At 61.0% G+C, this 14,691-nt stretch carries 14 protein-coding genes; 9 read left to right on the top strand and 5 right to left on the bottom strand.

Annotated elements, in window-relative coordinates; translation table 11 throughout:
* Positions 1–112: 112 nt before the first annotated feature.
* From V5E99_RS00490 to V5E99_RS00510, 5 genes are all read left to right on the top strand, one after another.
* Complete coding sequence (locus tag V5E99_RS00490; RefSeq protein ID WP_499800091.1) at positions 113–2,539, top strand: TonB-dependent siderophore receptor; 2,427 nt, start codon at positions 113–115, stop codon at positions 2,537–2,539.
* A 72-nt stretch (positions 2,540–2,611) separates the two neighbouring features.
* The gene (locus tag V5E99_RS00495; RefSeq protein WP_499800093.1) at positions 2,612–3,742 is read left to right on the top strand and encodes a PepSY-associated TM helix domain-containing protein; all 1,131 of its coding nucleotides are present in this window, start codon (positions 2,612–2,614) and stop codon (positions 3,740–3,742) included.
* Positions 3,739–3,918 carry a hypothetical protein gene (locus V5E99_RS00500; RefSeq protein WP_499800095.1) on the top strand — a complete coding sequence of 60 codons (180 nt, stop codon included), beginning with the start codon at positions 3,739–3,741 and terminating at the stop codon, positions 3,916–3,918. The genes V5E99_RS00495 and V5E99_RS00500 overlap by 4 nt, the downstream gene beginning before the upstream one ends.
* Positions 3,919–4,196: 278 nt before the next feature.
* A complete protein-coding gene (locus V5E99_RS00505; RefSeq protein ID WP_499800532.1) occupies positions 4,197–5,492 on the top strand; it encodes an MFS transporter in 1,296 nt (431 codons plus the stop codon).
* A gap of 205 nt (positions 5,493–5,697) precedes the next feature.
* Positions 5,698–6,327, top strand: a complete 630-nt coding sequence (locus V5E99_RS00510; protein ID WP_499800097.1) for a glutathione S-transferase — start codon at positions 5,698–5,700, stop codon at positions 6,325–6,327.
* Positions 6,328–6,496: 169 nt separating this feature from the next.
* Here the strand turns inward: V5E99_RS00510 and creD are convergent, their stop codons facing one another.
* The 4 genes from creD to rloA2 form a co-directional block, all read right to left on the bottom strand.
* Positions 6,497–7,867: a cell envelope integrity protein CreD gene (gene creD, locus V5E99_RS00515; protein ID WP_499800099.1), complete on the bottom strand. Its 1,371-nt coding sequence runs from the start codon at positions 7,865–7,867 to the stop codon at positions 6,497–6,499.
* Positions 7,868–8,027: 160 nt separating this feature from the next.
* Entirely contained in the window at positions 8,028–9,455 is a 1,428-nt protein-coding gene (gene creC / locus V5E99_RS00520) for a two-component system sensor histidine kinase CreC (protein WP_499800100.1), read from the bottom strand.
* A complete protein-coding gene (creB, locus tag V5E99_RS00525) occupies positions 9,455–10,135 on the bottom strand; it encodes a two-component system response regulator CreB (protein ID WP_499800101.1) in 681 nt (226 codons plus the stop codon). The genes creC and creB overlap by 1 nt, the downstream gene beginning before the upstream one ends.
* A 74-nt stretch (positions 10,136–10,209) precedes the next feature.
* Positions 10,210–10,716: a retropepsin-like aspartic peptidase RloA2 gene (gene rloA2, locus V5E99_RS00530; RefSeq protein WP_499800103.1), complete on the bottom strand. Its 507-nt coding sequence runs from the start codon at positions 10,714–10,716 to the stop codon at positions 10,210–10,212.
* Between the two features lie 234 nt (positions 10,717–10,950).
* Between rloA2 and yihG the strand changes: the two genes are divergently transcribed.
* Positions 10,951–11,838, top strand: a complete 888-nt coding sequence (gene yihG, locus V5E99_RS00535; RefSeq protein WP_499800104.1) for a 1-acylglycerol-3-phosphate O-acyltransferase, YihG family — start codon at positions 10,951–10,953, stop codon at positions 11,836–11,838.
* A gap of 1 nt (position 11,839) precedes the next feature.
* Here the strand turns inward: yihG and V5E99_RS00540 are convergent, their stop codons facing one another.
* Positions 11,840–12,397 (bottom strand): DUF2780 domain-containing protein, encoded by a 558-nt coding sequence (locus V5E99_RS00540; RefSeq protein ID WP_499800106.1) that lies wholly within the window; start codon positions 12,395–12,397, stop codon positions 11,840–11,842.
* Positions 12,398–12,694: 297 nt separating this feature from the next.
* Here V5E99_RS00540 and V5E99_RS00545 point away from each other — a divergent pair, with 297 nt between their 5' ends.
* From V5E99_RS00545 to V5E99_RS00555, 3 genes are read left to right on the top strand one after another with little or no spacing between them, the layout of a single operon-like run.
* Positions 12,695–13,288, top strand: coding sequence for a fasciclin domain-containing protein (locus tag V5E99_RS00545; RefSeq protein WP_499800107.1), 594 nt, complete (start codon positions 12,695–12,697; stop codon positions 13,286–13,288).
* A 57-nt stretch (positions 13,289–13,345) separates the two neighbouring features.
* Complete coding sequence (locus tag V5E99_RS00550) at positions 13,346–13,990, top strand: sigma-70 family RNA polymerase sigma factor (RefSeq protein WP_499800109.1); 645 nt, start codon at positions 13,346–13,348, stop codon at positions 13,988–13,990.
* Complete coding sequence (locus V5E99_RS00555) at positions 13,987–14,661, top strand: anti-sigma factor (protein WP_499800112.1); 675 nt, start codon at positions 13,987–13,989, stop codon at positions 14,659–14,661. The genes V5E99_RS00550 and V5E99_RS00555 overlap by 4 nt, the downstream gene beginning before the upstream one ends.
* The last annotated feature ends 30 nt before the right edge of the window (positions 14,662–14,691 follow it).

The raw sequence follows: 14,691 nt of genomic DNA on the forward strand, positions 1-14,691 counted from the left end.
GTCCAGGCACCACAAACACTGAATCGAAATTATTTTCATCCAGCCCTATCACTTTTGCATTCTCGTTCGGCACCTAGGCAATTGAGAAGTATTCCCTTTCAGGAGCCGCTGTATGTCCCGTTCGCTAGACACCTTGTTGCGCCCCAGTTTGCTGGCGGTCGCCATTGCCCTTTGCACCCCGCTGGCCAGCAGCCAACTGATCGCCGCTGAACAGGCGTCCAGCGTTCGCGCCTACAACCTGCCGGCCGCACCATTGGCCAGCACCCTGAACCAGATCGCCAGCCAGGCCGGCCTCGCGCTGTCGCTCAATCCTTCCCTGGCGGCGGGCAAGACCTCGGCACCAGTCAACGGCCAGTTCGACGCCACCGGCGCCCTGCGCCAGGCGTTGCGCGGCACCGGTTTGCAACTGGAACAGAGCAGCACCGGCACTTACAGCCTGGTGGCCGTCCCGGAAGGCGTGATGGCGCTGCCAACAACGTCCGTCATCGGCGTAGAAAACGTTGAAACGGCGTGGAGCCCGGTCGAAGGTTACGTCGCCACGCGCACCGCCGCCGGCACCAAGACCGACACCGCGCTGGTCGAAGCCCCGCGTTCGATCTCCGTGGCCACCCGCCAGCAAATGGAAGATCGCGGCGTACAGAACCTCGATGACGCCGTGCGCTACATGCCCGGCATCGTCGCCAGCAGCTACGGCAGCGACACCCGCGCCGACTGGCTGCGCGTACGCGGTTTCGAACCGACCCAGTTCCTCGACGGCTTGCCGCTGCCCAAAGGCTCCTACGCCAACCCGAAACAGGAAACCTGGAACCTCGATCGCCTCGCGCTGCTGCGCGGCCCGGCCTCGTCGGTGTATGGCCAGACCCCGCCGGGCGGCCTGCTGGACATGGTCAGCCGCCGTCCCAGCGCTGAATCGAGCAGTGAAATCCAGCTGCAATACGGCAGCGACAATTACCGCCAGATCAACTTCGCCAGCACCGGCAAGATCGATGATGAAGGCCGGTTTCTCTATGGCCTGAGCGGTGTCGTGCGCGATGCCGGGACGCAGATCGATCACGTCGACAACAAGCGTTACAACATCGCCCCCAGCCTGACCTGGAACATCGACGAAGACACCAAGTTCACCCTGCTCACCCAATTCACCCGAGACGATACCGGCATCACCAGCCAGTTCCTGCCGGTGCAGGGCACCAAGATCGACATGCCGTTCGGCACGGTGTCGCACCACAAAAACCTGGGCGACCCGAACTGGGAATACTACGACCGCACTTACTACGCGTTGGGCTATGCGTTCGAGCATCGCTTGAACGACGTCTGGCAGTTCAAGCAGAACCTGCGCTACACCAAATCGGACCTGTCCTTCCAGGCGTTGACCCCCGGTGCCTACCCGTTTACCAAGGTTGATGATCAGGGCAATGTCGGCCGCTCCAGTACCAGCGTCGACGAAGACATCAGCCAGTTCGCCGTGGACAACAACTTCCAGGCCGATTTCGCCACCGGCGAGGTCCGCCACACCCTGTTGCTGGGCCTCGACCACCAGCGCAGCAACACCAATTACACCTCGATCTTCGGCGACGGGCTGACCACCAACGTCAACAACCCGATCTACGGCCAGCCGATCGTTCGTCCGCCACGCTCCACCGCGTTCTACGACTACGATCAAAAGACCTACCAGACCGGCCTGTACGTGCAGGACCAAATGGCCCTCGACCAATGGCGCCTGACCCTCGGCGGCCGTGAAGACTGGGTTCACACCGGCACCAAGTTCTTCAACAAGGGCGACGCCACCAACACCGAGCGCAACAAGAATTTCAGCGGCAACGCGGCGCTCAGCTATGTGTTCGACTCGGGTTTCGTGCCGTACCTGTCGTACGCCGAATCCTTCCAGCCCACGACTGGCGCAACCGCCTCCTCCACCGAAACCTTCAAACCTACCGAAGGCAAACAGTGGGAACTGGGCGTCAAGTACCAGCCACCGGGCAGCAAAACCTTGCTCAGCGCGGCGGTGTATGACCTGACCCAGAAAAACGTCTCGGCCACCACGACCGTTGGCGCCGTGTCGATCACCAACCAGACCGGCGAAGTGAAGGTCAAGGGCCTGGAGCTGGAAGCGGTTTCCGACGTGACCGACAACCTGAAAGTCATCGCGGCTTACACCCTGGCCAAATCCGAAGTGCAAAAAGGCGACTTCAAGGGCAATCGCCTACAACTGATGCCTAACCAGCAAGCGTCGCTGTGGGCCGATTACACCTGGCACAACGGCGTGCTGGATGGCTTCGGCATCGGTGCCGGCGCGCGCTACACCGGCAACACCTATGGCGACCAGGGCAACACCTGGCTGGGCAAGGCTGATGCCTACACGGTGTTCGACGCCGCCGTCCATTACGACCTCGGCCGCCTGGACAACAGCCTCAAAGGCGCGTCGCTGGCACTCAACGCCACCAACCTGCTGGACAAGGACTACATCTCCACCTGCGACAGCTTTTACTGCTACTACGGCGACCAACGCAGCGTTGTCGCCAGCGCCACTTACAAGTGGTAAACGCCTGACCTGACACGCGCCACGACCAGGCCGTCCTTCGAGGACGGCTTTGGTCTTTCTGAAGGCCAAGAAATGAAAAGCAAAACCATCCGCCGCTGGTCCTGCGTCCACACCTGGAGCAGCCTGATCTGCACGGTTTTCCTGCTGATGCTTGCCCTCACCGGCCTGCCGTTGATCTTCCACCACGAGATCGACCATTTGCTGGGCGATGCCGCCGAGCTGAAGGTCATGCCGGCCGATACGCCACAACTGGATTTGCAGCAGTTGGTGGCGGCCGCAGAAAAACATCGTCCGGGCGAAGTGATGCAGTATTTCGGCTACGACGATGAAGACCCCAACGGCATGATCGCGATCATGGCGCCCACCGCCGGCACCGAGCCGAATTCGTCCCACACCTTCATGCTCGACGCCCGCACCGGCGAGGCGCTGGAAATGCCCTCGGCCAATGGCGGGCTGATGATGGTCATGCTGCGCCTGCACGTGGACATGTTCGCCGGGCTGCCGGGCAAGTTGCTGCTGGCGTTCATGGGACTGATGTTTATCGCGGCCATCGTCTCCGGCACGGTGTTGTACTTGCCGTTTATGCGCCGCTTGAAATTCGCCACCGTGCGCCAGGACAAATCCACCCGCCTGCGCTGGCTCGACCTGCACAACCTGATTGGCGTGGTGACGCTGACCTGGGCGCTGGTGGTGGGCGTGACCGGGGTGATCAGCGCCTGCGCCGATCTGTTGATCGCCGCGTGGCGCACCGACAGCCTGAGCGCGATGGTCGCGCCCTACCGCGATGCGCCGCCGCTGACACAACGGGCCCCGGCCACGCGTTTGCTCGAGATTGCCGAGGACGTCGCGCCGGGGATGAAACCGGATTTCATCGCGTTCCCCGGTACGCGCTTTTCCAGCGAACACCATTACGCGGTGTTCATGAAAGGCAGCACGCACTTGACCTCGCACCTGCTGACCCCGGTGCTGATCGACGCCAGCACCCTGCAAGTCACCGCCGTGGCCGAACGGCCGTGGTACATGGACGCCATGGGCATGTCGCAACCGCTGCACTTCGGCGATTACGGCGGCATGCCGATGAAAATCCTCTGGGCGACCCTCGATGTGCTGACCATCATCGTGCTCGGCAGCGGCGTTTACCTGTGGGTGGTGCGGCGCAAAGCGGCGAAAACCGTGCTCGTTAAAGAGGAGCGCGTGACATGAGACCCAGGCAGTCGAACTTCTGGAAAGTCTTCGCCACCCCGACAGTGATTGCGCTGCTCAGCGCCGCCGGATTGTTCTCCGCACTGCTGGGGGATGGCGTGTGGGATGCCCTGAGCTGGCTGGGCCTGGGTATCCCCGCCGCCCTCGCCCTGCGCGGGTTGCTGCAACGCCGATAACGCGACATTTTCCTGTAGGAGCTGCCGAAGGCTGCGATCTTTTGATCTTGATTCTTGAAGATCAAAAGATCGCAGCCTTCGGCAGCTCCTACAGAGACCCAAAAAATCTTGCGATCAGTTATACGACGACATCCTCCCTCGCCCGTCGCCTCAGCCGCCGAATCTCCCGACATATCTGTTGACAATTTGGTCCCTGCCCTCCTATAAAGACGCATGTTGTACGACAACCTACAACAACCGCAGCACCCAAAATAAATCCAAAAAAAGACGGTGAAGTGATGAAAGTCAAAGGCATCCGCTGGTGGATGGTCGGCCTGGTGACGGCCGGCCTGATGGTCAACTACCTCGCTCGCAATACCTTGTCAGTGGCCGCGCCAACCCTGATGAGTGAAATGAACATCTCCACCGAGCAGTACTCGCACATCGTCGTGGCCTGGCAGGTTTGCTACGCGTTGATGCAACCGGTGGCCGGTTACATCATCGATGCCATCGGCACCAAAATGGGCTTTGCGATTTTCGCCTTCGCCTGGTCGATTGCCTGCGCCGCAGCAGCGATGGCCTCGGGCTGGCAGGGGCTGGCGTTCGTCCGGGGCTTGCTCGGGTTGACGGAAGCGGCGGGCTTGCCGGCAGCAGTCAAGGCCTCCACCGAATGGTTTCCGGCCAAGGAACGCTCGGTGGCGATTGGCTGGTTCAACATCGGCTCGTCGATTGGCGCATTGCTCGCACCGCCATTGGTGGTCTGGGCGATCCTGCACAGTGGCTGGGAACTGGCGTTCCTGATCGTCGGTGGCCTGGGCATTGTCTGGAGCTTCCTGTGGCTGATCCTCTACAAACACCCCAAGGATCAAAAACGCCTGAGCGACACCGAGCGCGATTACATCCTCAGCGGCCAGGAAGAACATTTCAAAGACCCGACCCCGAAAAAGGGCAGCTGGAAAAAGATCATCGGCAGCCGCAACTTCTATGCGATTGCCAGCGCACGGATTCTTTCCGAGCCGGCCTGGCAGACCTTCAACGCCTGGATTCCGCTGTACCTGATGACCGAACGGCACATGAACATCAAGGAAATCGCGATGTTCGCCTGGCTGCCGTTCCTCGCTGCCGACCTCGGCTGCGTGCTGGGCGGTTACCTGAGCCCGTTCTTCCACAAGCATTGCAACGTGTCGTTGTTCACCTCGCGCAAACTGGTGTTGCTGTTCGGCGCCTCGTGCATGATCGGCCCGGCCTGCATCGGCCTGGTGGCCAGCCCGTACACCGCGATTGCGTTGCTGTGCGTCGGTGGCTTTGCGCACCAGACCTTGTCCGGGGCGCTGTACGCGATCACCTCTGACTCGTTCGGCAAAAACGAAGTGGCCACGGCCACCGGCATGGGCGGGATGTTCGGTTATCTCGGTGCGGCGGCGTTCACGTTGGTGTTTGGCGTGATGGTGACCAAAATCGGCTACAGCCCGCTGTTCGTGGTGCTGGCGATTTTCGACATCGTGGCGGCGTTTATCGTCTGGACCGTGGCGCGTGAAATCAAGCCGCAGCAGAACGCGTCAGGTGCACAAGGCGAGTTGCTACCAACTGCCTGAACGTGAGCCCCGTGACCAACCGCAATCCCCGTAGGAGCGAAGCTTGCTCGCGAAGGCGTCGTGTCAGGCAACATTGATGTCGACTGACACGACGCCTTCGCGAGCAAGCTTCGCTCCTACAGATTTCGGGGTTTGGGGTCCGGCGTTTGAGCTATGCGGGCAACGCGCTATGCTGCCCGGCACCGCCACCGATCGAGACGCTGCCATGTCCGCTCCGAGCATGACCCTGTATCACAACCCCGCTTCCCCCTTCGTTCGCAAAGTCATGGTGCTGTTGCACGAGACCGGTCAGACCGACCGCGTGGCCCTGCAACTCAGCCAGCTCACGCCCGTCAGCCCTGACCTGGCGCTCTGCGAAGACAACCCGCTGGGCAAGATTCCGGCCCTGCGTCTGGCCGATGGCAACGTCATCCATGACAGCCGGGTGATCCTCGATTACCTCGACCATCAGCATGTCGGCAATCCGCTGATTCCGCGTGAGGGCTCGGCCCGCTGGCGCCGCCTGACCCTGGCCTCCATGGCCGACGGGATCATGGACGCGGCAGTGATGATCCGTTACGAACAAGCCCTGCGCGCCCCGGAGAAACACTGGGACCAATGGCTCGACGGTCAACGGGAGAAAATTCGCCGTGCCTTGGCGTTGCTGGAAGCGGACGCGATTGCCGAGTTGACCAGCCATTTCGATGTGGCCGCGATCAGCGTGGCCTGTGCCTTGGGTTACCTGGATTTGCGCCATCCGGACCTGGAATGGCGCGCGGTGAATCCGAAGCTGGCCGAGTGGTTTTTCGAGGTCAGTCAGCGGCCGTCGATGTTGGCGACAATGCCCAAGGTTTGATCTTTGGCCGGCCGAAGATCGCAGCCTTCGGCAGCTCCTACGCCGGGTGCGCACTCCCGTAGAAGCTGCCGCAGGCTGCGATCTTTTGATCGTTCAGGAAACAACCCGAAAATCAGCGTCGCCAACACTTCCCCTTCCCGCTGATCCTCCCGCAACCCCAACGACCGGCTCATTCCACCGCCCCGATATCAAACGCCAACGGCTTGGCTGTTTTCTGCCCAATCCCGTACCAGTCCAGTTTGCGGGTCGTCACCATAAACACACCCAGCAACCCGAACAGCAGCAGCGAGCCCATCAACAACGCGTAATCCTCGGCGCCCAGCAAGCCATAAAGCAAACCGTACAACGCCGCCAACCCCGCCGAAAAACTCAGGCCATGGCGCACACTGCGCAGCACGTGGCAGACATAGAAGCCGATCAGCAACACACAGCCGCTCGCCGACAGCAGATACGCCAAGCCAAAACCAATGTGCTCGGACAACGACAGCAACAGCAGGTAGAAGAAGGCCAGGGCCACGCCGACCAGCGCGTATTGCACCGGGTGCACCGCCAGGCTTTTCATCACTTCGAAGAGGAAGAACCCGGCGAAGGTCAGGACGATAAACAGCAGCGCATATTTGATCGCCCGATCACTTTTGAGGTACTGGTCCACCGGGTCGATAAAGCTCACGCCGAAGCTGCGGCTGTTGAAGGCCTCACAGTTGCCGCCGGACACACAGCTGTTCAAGGCTTCTTGCAGGTTGGTGGAGAAAAACGTGGTCTGCCAATTGGCAGTGAAGCCCTGGTCGGTGACTTCACGCTGGGTCGGCAGGTAGTTACCGATAAAGCTCGGGTGCGGCCAGTTTGCAGCGAACGACACTTTGCTGGTCTTGCCCACCGGCAGCACCTGCATCTGACCGGTGCCCTGCAAGCGCAGGTCGAAACCGAAGGCCAATTCCGTGGCTTGCGTGGCATTCAGCGCTGGCAGCATCACGTGTACACCCTCACCCAACCAACCGACTTGGCTGCCCGGCACGAAGTCGAGGCGCTGACCGTCCAGTTCCAGTTTCAGGGCGTTTTCGATGCCGCGAATGTCGCTGATGCCGACGGCCAGAAACGGTTGGTCGAATTGATAGTCGGCGAAGTCTTCCTGGATGCCGAGGTGTTGCGGGATCGAAAAGTGGCCACTGATGCGGTTGTCGGCGTGGAACAGCCGCGCTTCATAAATGCCCCGGGAACGCAGCTCGGTCTGGACTTGGCCATCCAGTTCAAAACGCTCTGGCAGGAAGTACAAACGGCCTCGCTCTTCGCCGACGTCCTGGTAACGCTCGTTGGTTTTTTCGTTGAGCTTCCAGCTGCGCACCACTTTGCGATACGGCAATACCATCAGCGGCCCGCTCAATTGCTGGCTGTAGCTGGAACTGCGGGCGATGTCCTCAAGCACGCCGTCGCGCAGTTGCTGACGGTCCTGGATCACGCCGTTGATCATCAGTAACGGGATCAGCAACAACAGAATCAGTAGGGCAATCGCCCCGAGTTTTATGGTCAGGTTACGGTTCATGGGGTCTCTCCCTGTTCGAATGAGGGAAAGTCTGGGGCGGGTGTGTGGGGGTTTTGTGGGGGGAATGTGGAGAGTGTGTGGAGTTGAAAAAAGATCGCAGCCTTCGGCAGCTCCTACGCCGAGTGCGGTCCCCTGTAGGAGCTGCCGAAGGCTGCGATCTTTAACGGCCTGAAGGCAACCGCAAGCTCACCTGCACACCGCCCTCGACGTTGCCGACGCTCATCTCGCCGCCATGCAACTTAACCACCTCTTCAACGAAGTTAAGCCTCAGCCCGGTACTTTTACGCCCGCTGTCCGGCCTCGGCAGCGAGTAGAAACGCTCACTCAATCGCGGCAACGCGTAATCGGGAATCGCCTGGGCCTGATTGAACAACCTGAACTCAACCTGCTCGCCGATTCGCTTGGCACTGAAACGCAACACACCCTGAGCCGGGGTGAAATCCAGGGCATTCTCCAACAAGTTGCCCAGCGCCTGACGCAACAGGAACGGCTCGCCCATCAGCTCAAGATCCGTGGCAACCGTCTGCTCAACACGCAACTGTTTACCTTCGATCCTCGCCGCTTGAGCGTCCAACAATTGGTCCACTAACGCTGCCAACGGCACTTCAACGCGCTGTTCCAGGCCTTGGCGCTGTTCGACCTGAGCCAGGTCCAGCAACCGCTCAATCAATTGCTGCATCCGCGCACTTTCGCTGTCGATGTTGCTGACAAAGCGCTGTTGCTGGGCCAACGGCATTTCGCCTTGCAGCAATTCCGCCGCGCCGCGAATCGCCGCCAATGGACTTTTCAATTCGTGGGTCAGTGTGTGCACGTAGCGCTCGACATAGGCCTTGCCTTCCAGTTGCGTGCGCATCTGCTCCAGCGCGGTCGCCAGTTGCTCCAGTTCGCCGCCGCGATAATGCGGCACCTCGACCCGACGCCCCTCGCTGACGGCTTGGGCATAAGCGGTCAGGCGCCGCAACGACGCGCTCAGCCACCAGGACAACAGCGCACCCAACAGCAGACCCAGGCCAATCAACCCCGCGCCATAAAACACCAAGCGCCGTTCGGTGCGATCGACGTAGGGTTGCAGCGAACTATTGGGCTTGGCCACGGTGACCACGCCGATGATCTGGCCGTTGTCGCGAATCGGTGCGCCGACGTGCATTACCGAGGACGTCGCATCGTTCGGATCGCTGCGGGTTGAGCGGGCGCCGTATTCGCCGCGCAGGGTCAGGTAGACGTCGTTCCAGCGCGAATAGTCCTGGCCCACCGCCGCGCCGCTGGAGTCCAGCACCACGATGCCTTTGGCGTCGGTAACGTAGATGCGGTGGTTGACCTGGTTCTTCGGCAAGCCCCAGATGCTCGCGTTCGGTTGCCGCTCACCGTAAGCCTTGAGCAGTTGCGGCCAGTGATTCTGGTTGAGGGTGCCGGCCTTGAAGTCGTCGCGCAGGATCTCGGCCATCAGGTTGGCCGTGTCCACCAGGGTTTCTTCGGTGGACTGGCGCATGCCAGGGCGGATTTCCTGCATCACCGTGTTGAGCACGAAGTAACCGGTCAGGCCGATGAACAGCACGTAGACCAGAAAGATCCGGATACCCAACGCCATCAGCTATGCCCCGGGCTGTAGCTATAGCCGAGGCCACGGTGGGTCTGGATCGGCTCGGCGTCGGCGCGCACCAGCCGCAGTTTGGCGCGCACGCTTTTGATGTGGCTGTCGATGCTGCGCTCGTACCCGGCATCGGCGGACACGCCCAGGGCGTCGAGCAGTTGTTCGCGGCTGAACACCCGTTCGGGTTGTTCGAGCAGGCATTGCAGCAGACGGAATTCGTGGCGGGTCAGGCTCAGGGGCTGGCCGCGATAGGCGATCTGCACCCGCTCGCTGTCGATGCGAAACAGCGTCGAGACCACGTCAGCCACCGCCCGTGGCGCCATGCGCTTGAGAATCGCCCGCACCCGCGCCGCCACTTCCCGTGGGCTGAACGGCTTGACCACGTAATCGTCGGCGCCGATCTCCAGGCCCACCACCCGGTCGATTTCGCCGTCCCGGGCGCTGAGGAAGATCACCGGCACGTCGCTGAAACGGCGCAATTGCTTGCAGGTTTCAAAGCCGCTGATGTCCGGCAGGCCGATGTCGAGAATGATCAGGTCGGCCGGGGCCTGGCGCTGATGTTCAAGCGCGGCGGCACCGAGGCTCACCCAGGTCGTGGTGAAGCCTTCGCCTTGCAACGCAAAAATCAACGTGTCGGCAATGGCCGCTTCGTCTTCGACAATCAGGATATGAGGCATGGCGTCCGAGCCCGGCAGTTAAGTTGCCGAACGGTGCCCCAAGCCTCACCTCACGTCAATGAAACCACTTGAAGTTAGCAGTCGGGTTTGTCGGCGGTGAAGCGTCGCGCCGGGTTCACTGCCGCGCCGAATTCACGCAAGGCCTTGGCGCCGATCAGCAGCGGGTAGTTGAAGCTGCTGCGGTCGGTGAGGTTGACCTCGACCGTGCGCTTGACGTTGCCCAGGCACAACTCTAGATCAACCACCGGGCGCTTGGTGGGGGCTGCGACGTCTTTGTCATCCTCGTCTTCTTCGGAGCGGGTCTTGATTTTGCTGATCCGCGAGACCTTATGTTCGTAGACCTTGTTGCTCGCGTCTTTGGTGCCGAGGCGGAAGCGCACCCATTCCTCGCCGTCACGGGTGAAGGTTTCGATGTCCTTGGCCGACAGCGACGCGGTCAGGGCGCCGGTGTCCATTTTGGCCTTGAGGACTTCACCGCCGATTTCCGGCAGCGCGATGTATTCGTAACGCCCGTACAGGGTTGGCTCGGCGGCCATGACCGGCAGGGCCACGAGGGTCAGCAGTGCAAGGAGGGATTTCACGTAATGGGCTTCCATAAGGAGTGAACAGCGGGATTTTAGACCGTCAGAAAGTAATTCGTTCATGAGATCGCTTCGCGGGCAAGCCTTGCCCGCGAAGAGGCCAGATCAATCACCACAACAACCTGATTTTGCTCAAGCATAACGGCGTAAAGGTGAAACATTCGTCACCCCCGATTTGGCCTGTCGCCCGAAGCTGCTTATCATGGCGCGCCCAAATGCTTCCAAGAGTTACTTATGCGCCGCCTGCTCACCGGCTGTTTCGTTACCCTGCTGCTGTTGCTCAACACCCTGGTCCTGTTCGGGCCACTGATGGTGTTTGCCTTGCTCAAACTGGTCCTGCCCGGGCGCTATCGTGATTACGCTTCGTGGGCGGTGATGTGGATTGCCGAAACCTGGGCGGAAATCGACAAGCTGATTTTCCGGCTGTGCATTCCCACCCAATGGGACATTCGCGGCGGCAATGACTTGCAGGTTGATACCTCGTACCTGGTGATCAGCAACCATCAATCCTGGGTCGATATCCCGGCGCTGATCCAGACGCTGAACCGGCGCACGCCGTTCTTCAAATTCTTCCTCAAGAAAGAACTGATCTGGGTGCCGTTTCTGGGCCTGGCGTGGTGGGCGCTGGATTACCCGTTCATGAAGCGCTACACCAAAGCATTCCTGGCGAAGCACCCCGAGTTGGCCGGCAAGGACCTGGAGATCACCAAAGCGGCGTGCGAGTTGTACAAACGCCAGCCCGTGACGGTGGTGAATTACCTGGAAGGCACGCGGTTCACGGCGGCGAAAAGCGCCCAGCAGCAATCACCGTTCACCCACCTGCTCAAGCCGAAGGCGGGCGGCGTGGCGTTTGTACTGGCGGCGATGGGCGAACAGTTGGACGCCATTCTGGACGTGACGGTGGTGTATCCGCAGCAGGCGATTCCGGGGTTCTGGGATTTGATCAGCGGCAACGTGCCGAAGGTCATCATCGACATCCAGACCCGCGAACTGGACCCGGCGTTGTGGCAGGGGGATTACGAAAACGATCCGGTGTTTCGCGAAACGGTCCAGAACTGGGTCAACCAGCTCTGGATCGAGAAGGATCAACGCATCGACGCGTTGCGCGCCGAGCGCCGCTGAATCAGCTACCGGAACCGGCGCCCCAGATTCCGCCCAGGCTTTCCAGCAGTGGGCCGCCAACACCCTGGCCTCCCAGGTACTGAAGGATCACGGGGGCAAACTGGCCAACCATCCCACTGTCCATGCCCAGGGCGCCGAACGCGCTGTTGAGGTCGTTGGTGTTTTTCACATTGCCCAGGGCGTTTTCCAGACCGGCCGACTTGCCGGACGAACCCAGTAGCCCGCTCAACGCACCCAGTTGACCGCCACCGGACAGCTTGTCCAGCCCCGGCACGCTTTTGGCCAGTTGCGAATAGTCGGTGGAGCTCAACTGATTCTTCGCCAGCCCCAGCATGGCGCCGGTGCCGCCGACAGCTTGCTGTGGGGTGACGTTCAGTTGCGAGGTCAGCGCGCCCAACAGACCGGCGGTTTCATTGGTCGGCGCGGCGGCAGTGGCCGCATTGCCGCCCTGCATGCTCGAAGCCGCTTTGGTCACATCGTCCAGGCTGAACCCGGCAAAGACCGGGCTGGCGGCCAGGGTCATGAGCGATGCCAGTGCAAAACCGCGTGAAATCTTCATCGAGACAACCTCTATAGGCATAAACCGCCCACCCATGGACGGCGAAAAACTGTGCTTTCGACTGGTATCCAGAAGGATTGTTCCCAACCCCGCAAGCCCGTAGGAGCTGCCGAAGGCTGCGATCTTTTGATCTTGACTCTTGAAGATCAAAAGATCGCAGCCTTCGGCAGCTCCTACGGGGGTCCAGTGTTGCAGCTGGAAAAGAATTCTTCTGTGCTGCATCCAGTCTAGACCCGCCTGCGTATATCAAGCACGGACAGACACTCCTGGCCGATTCTCCCCACAAGGATCACCACCATGAAACGCACTTCGATCAAAACCCCGTTGATTGCCAGCCTGCTGACCCTGGCCCTTGGCGGCGGATTTGCCCTGAACACCGTACAAGCCGCCAGCATGAGCCACGACAGCGTGATGGTCGGTGGCCAAGCGATGATGCCGAGCAAAGACATCATCGATAACGCCGTCAATTCCGCCGACCACACCACCCTGGTGGCCGCCGTGAAAGCCGCCGGCCTGGTCGACACCCTCAAAGGCAAAGGCCCGTTCACCGTGTTCGCCCCGGTCAACTCGGCGTTTACCGCCCTGCCCGCCGGCACCGTCGACACCCTGCTCAAACCGGCCAACAAAGCGACCCTGACCCACATCCTCACCTATCACGTAGTCGCCGGTAAGCTCGACATGATGACCCTGGCCGAGAAGATCAAGGCCGGTGGCGGTACCGCCGAACTCACCACCGTCGCCGGCGGCAAGCTGTGGGCGATGATGAATGGCCCGCACAACATCGTGATCAAGGATGAAAAAGGTGACGTCGCCGACATCACCACCTATGACGTGAACCAGTCCAACGGCGTGATTCAGGTCATCGACAAAGTGCTGATGCCCAAAGGTTGAGCCGTACTCGCCGGCCCTGCGCATCGGGGCCGGTGTTTTTTCCTGAGGTGAACACCTGTGAATGGAACAACGGCGCGCCGTGAACTAACCTCTGCCTGCAACCGGCACCGCACGCAGCCCGTCACCACCACCTCGATTGCCCGGAGAACCGTTATTTCCATCGCCGACGCCGATCAGCTCAGACAGCTTCTGGCCCAGTGTTCACTGGGGGACCGCCGCGCATTCGAGACGCTTTACCGCAGCGTCGGCCCGCGTTTGCATGGTGTCGCCCTGCGTTTCATGGGGCGCCATGATCTGGCCGAGGAAGTGCTGCAAGAGAGCTTCGTGCGCATCTGGAACAACGCCTCGCGCTATGAATCGCACCTGTCGGCGCCGCTGACCTGGATGATCAACATCACTCGCAATCAAGCCATCGACCAGTTGCGCAAACACCGCGACCGGCCGCTGACCGATCTGGAAGAACAGGCATTGGAGGACGAAAGCCCTTCGGCCCACGAATTATTAAGCAACGCCCGCGAAGCCAAGGCCCTGAACCAGTGCCTGGAAAGCCTCGAAGGCATGCAGCGCCAATCGATTACCGTCGCGTACTTTCAGGGGTTGTCCTGCTCTGAACTGGCCGAGCATCTGGCCGCGCCCCTGGGCTCGGTCAAATCCTGGATTCGCCGTGGTATGGAGCGTCTGCGCAGGTGCCTTGAATCATGAACTATCAAACCCCGACCCTGCGCCGCGCCCTCGCCGCCGACTACGCCATTGGCTTGATGCCGGCAGCCGCTCGCCGGCGCTTTGAGCAATTGCTGCTAGAAGACGCCGCGCTGCGGGCGGAACTGGCGCACTGGCAACACAGCCTCGCCAGCCTGACCGACGCCCTGCCTGAACAACCGGTGCCGGATCGCGTGTGGCAGGCCATTACCGCGCGCATCGAGCCGCAAGTGCTGCACGTGCCAGAGAAACGTTCGTTCTGGAACTGGATGCGGGTGACGGCGGCGGTGTGTTCGCTGGCAGTGGTGGTGTTCCTGAGCGTGCTCTACAACCGTGATGAAACCCGCTATAGCGCGACATTGCTGACCGCCGACGCGAAGCCGGCGCTCAAGGTTCAGGCCCACGAGAATTACCTGCAAGTCGAACCGCTGACGCTGGCAGCCGTCACACCGGAGCAAAGCCTGGAGCTGTGGGCGATACCGGCGGATGGCAAGCCGATTTCCCTCGGGGTGATTCCGGCGGGTGGCAAGGGTCGCGTAGAGCTTAGCGACGCGCAGAAAACGTTGATCGACAAGCCGATTGCGTTGGCGGTGAGTCTTGAACCGAAGGGTGGATCGCCGACCGGGCAGCCGACGGGGCCGGTGTTGTATCAAGGGGCGTTGGCGGCGCTTTGAAAGCATAAGATCAAAAGATCGCAGCCTTCG

This window comes from Janthinobacterium sp. LPB2021202312-11-4 (assembly GCF_037049705.1).
GTDB lineage: Bacteria > Pseudomonadota > Gammaproteobacteria > Pseudomonadales > Pseudomonadaceae > Aquipseudomonas.

Bases quoted from the DNA above. Each gene is read 5' to 3' on its own strand.
- V5E99_RS00490 (WP_499800091.1), top strand. From the start codon at position 113: ATGTCCCGTTCGCTAGACACCTTGTTGCGCCCCAGTTTGCTGGCGGTC.
- V5E99_RS00505 (WP_499800532.1), top strand. From the start codon at position 4,197: ATGAAAGTCAAAGGCATCCGCTGGTGGATGGTCGGCCTGGTGACGGCC.
- creB (WP_499800101.1), bottom strand. From the start codon at position 10,135: ATGCCTCATATCCTGATTGTCGAAGACGAAGCGGCCATTGCCGACACG.
- yihG (WP_499800104.1), top strand. From the start codon at position 10,951: ATGCGCCGCCTGCTCACCGGCTGTTTCGTTACCCTGCTGCTGTTGCTC.
- V5E99_RS00545 (WP_499800107.1), top strand. From the start codon at position 12,695: ATGAAACGCACTTCGATCAAAACCCCGTTGATTGCCAGCCTGCTGACC.
- V5E99_RS00510 (WP_499800097.1), top strand. From the start codon at position 5,698: ATGTCCGCTCCGAGCATGACCCTGTATCACAACCCCGCTTCCCCCTTC.
- creD (WP_499800099.1), bottom strand. From the start codon at position 7,867: ATGAACCGTAACCTGACCATAAAACTCGGGGCGATTGCCCTACTGATT.
- V5E99_RS00555 (WP_499800112.1), top strand. From the start codon at position 13,987: ATGAACTATCAAACCCCGACCCTGCGCCGCGCCCTCGCCGCCGACTAC.
- V5E99_RS00495 (WP_499800093.1), top strand. From the start codon at position 2,612: ATGAAAAGCAAAACCATCCGCCGCTGGTCCTGCGTCCACACCTGGAGC.
- V5E99_RS00540 (WP_499800106.1), bottom strand. From the start codon at position 12,397: ATGAAGATTTCACGCGGTTTTGCACTGGCATCGCTCATGACCCTGGCC.
- creC (WP_499800100.1), bottom strand. From the start codon at position 9,455: ATGGCGTTGGGTATCCGGATCTTTCTGGTCTACGTGCTGTTCATCGGC.
- V5E99_RS00500 (WP_499800095.1), top strand. From the start codon at position 3,739: ATGAGACCCAGGCAGTCGAACTTCTGGAAAGTCTTCGCCACCCCGACA.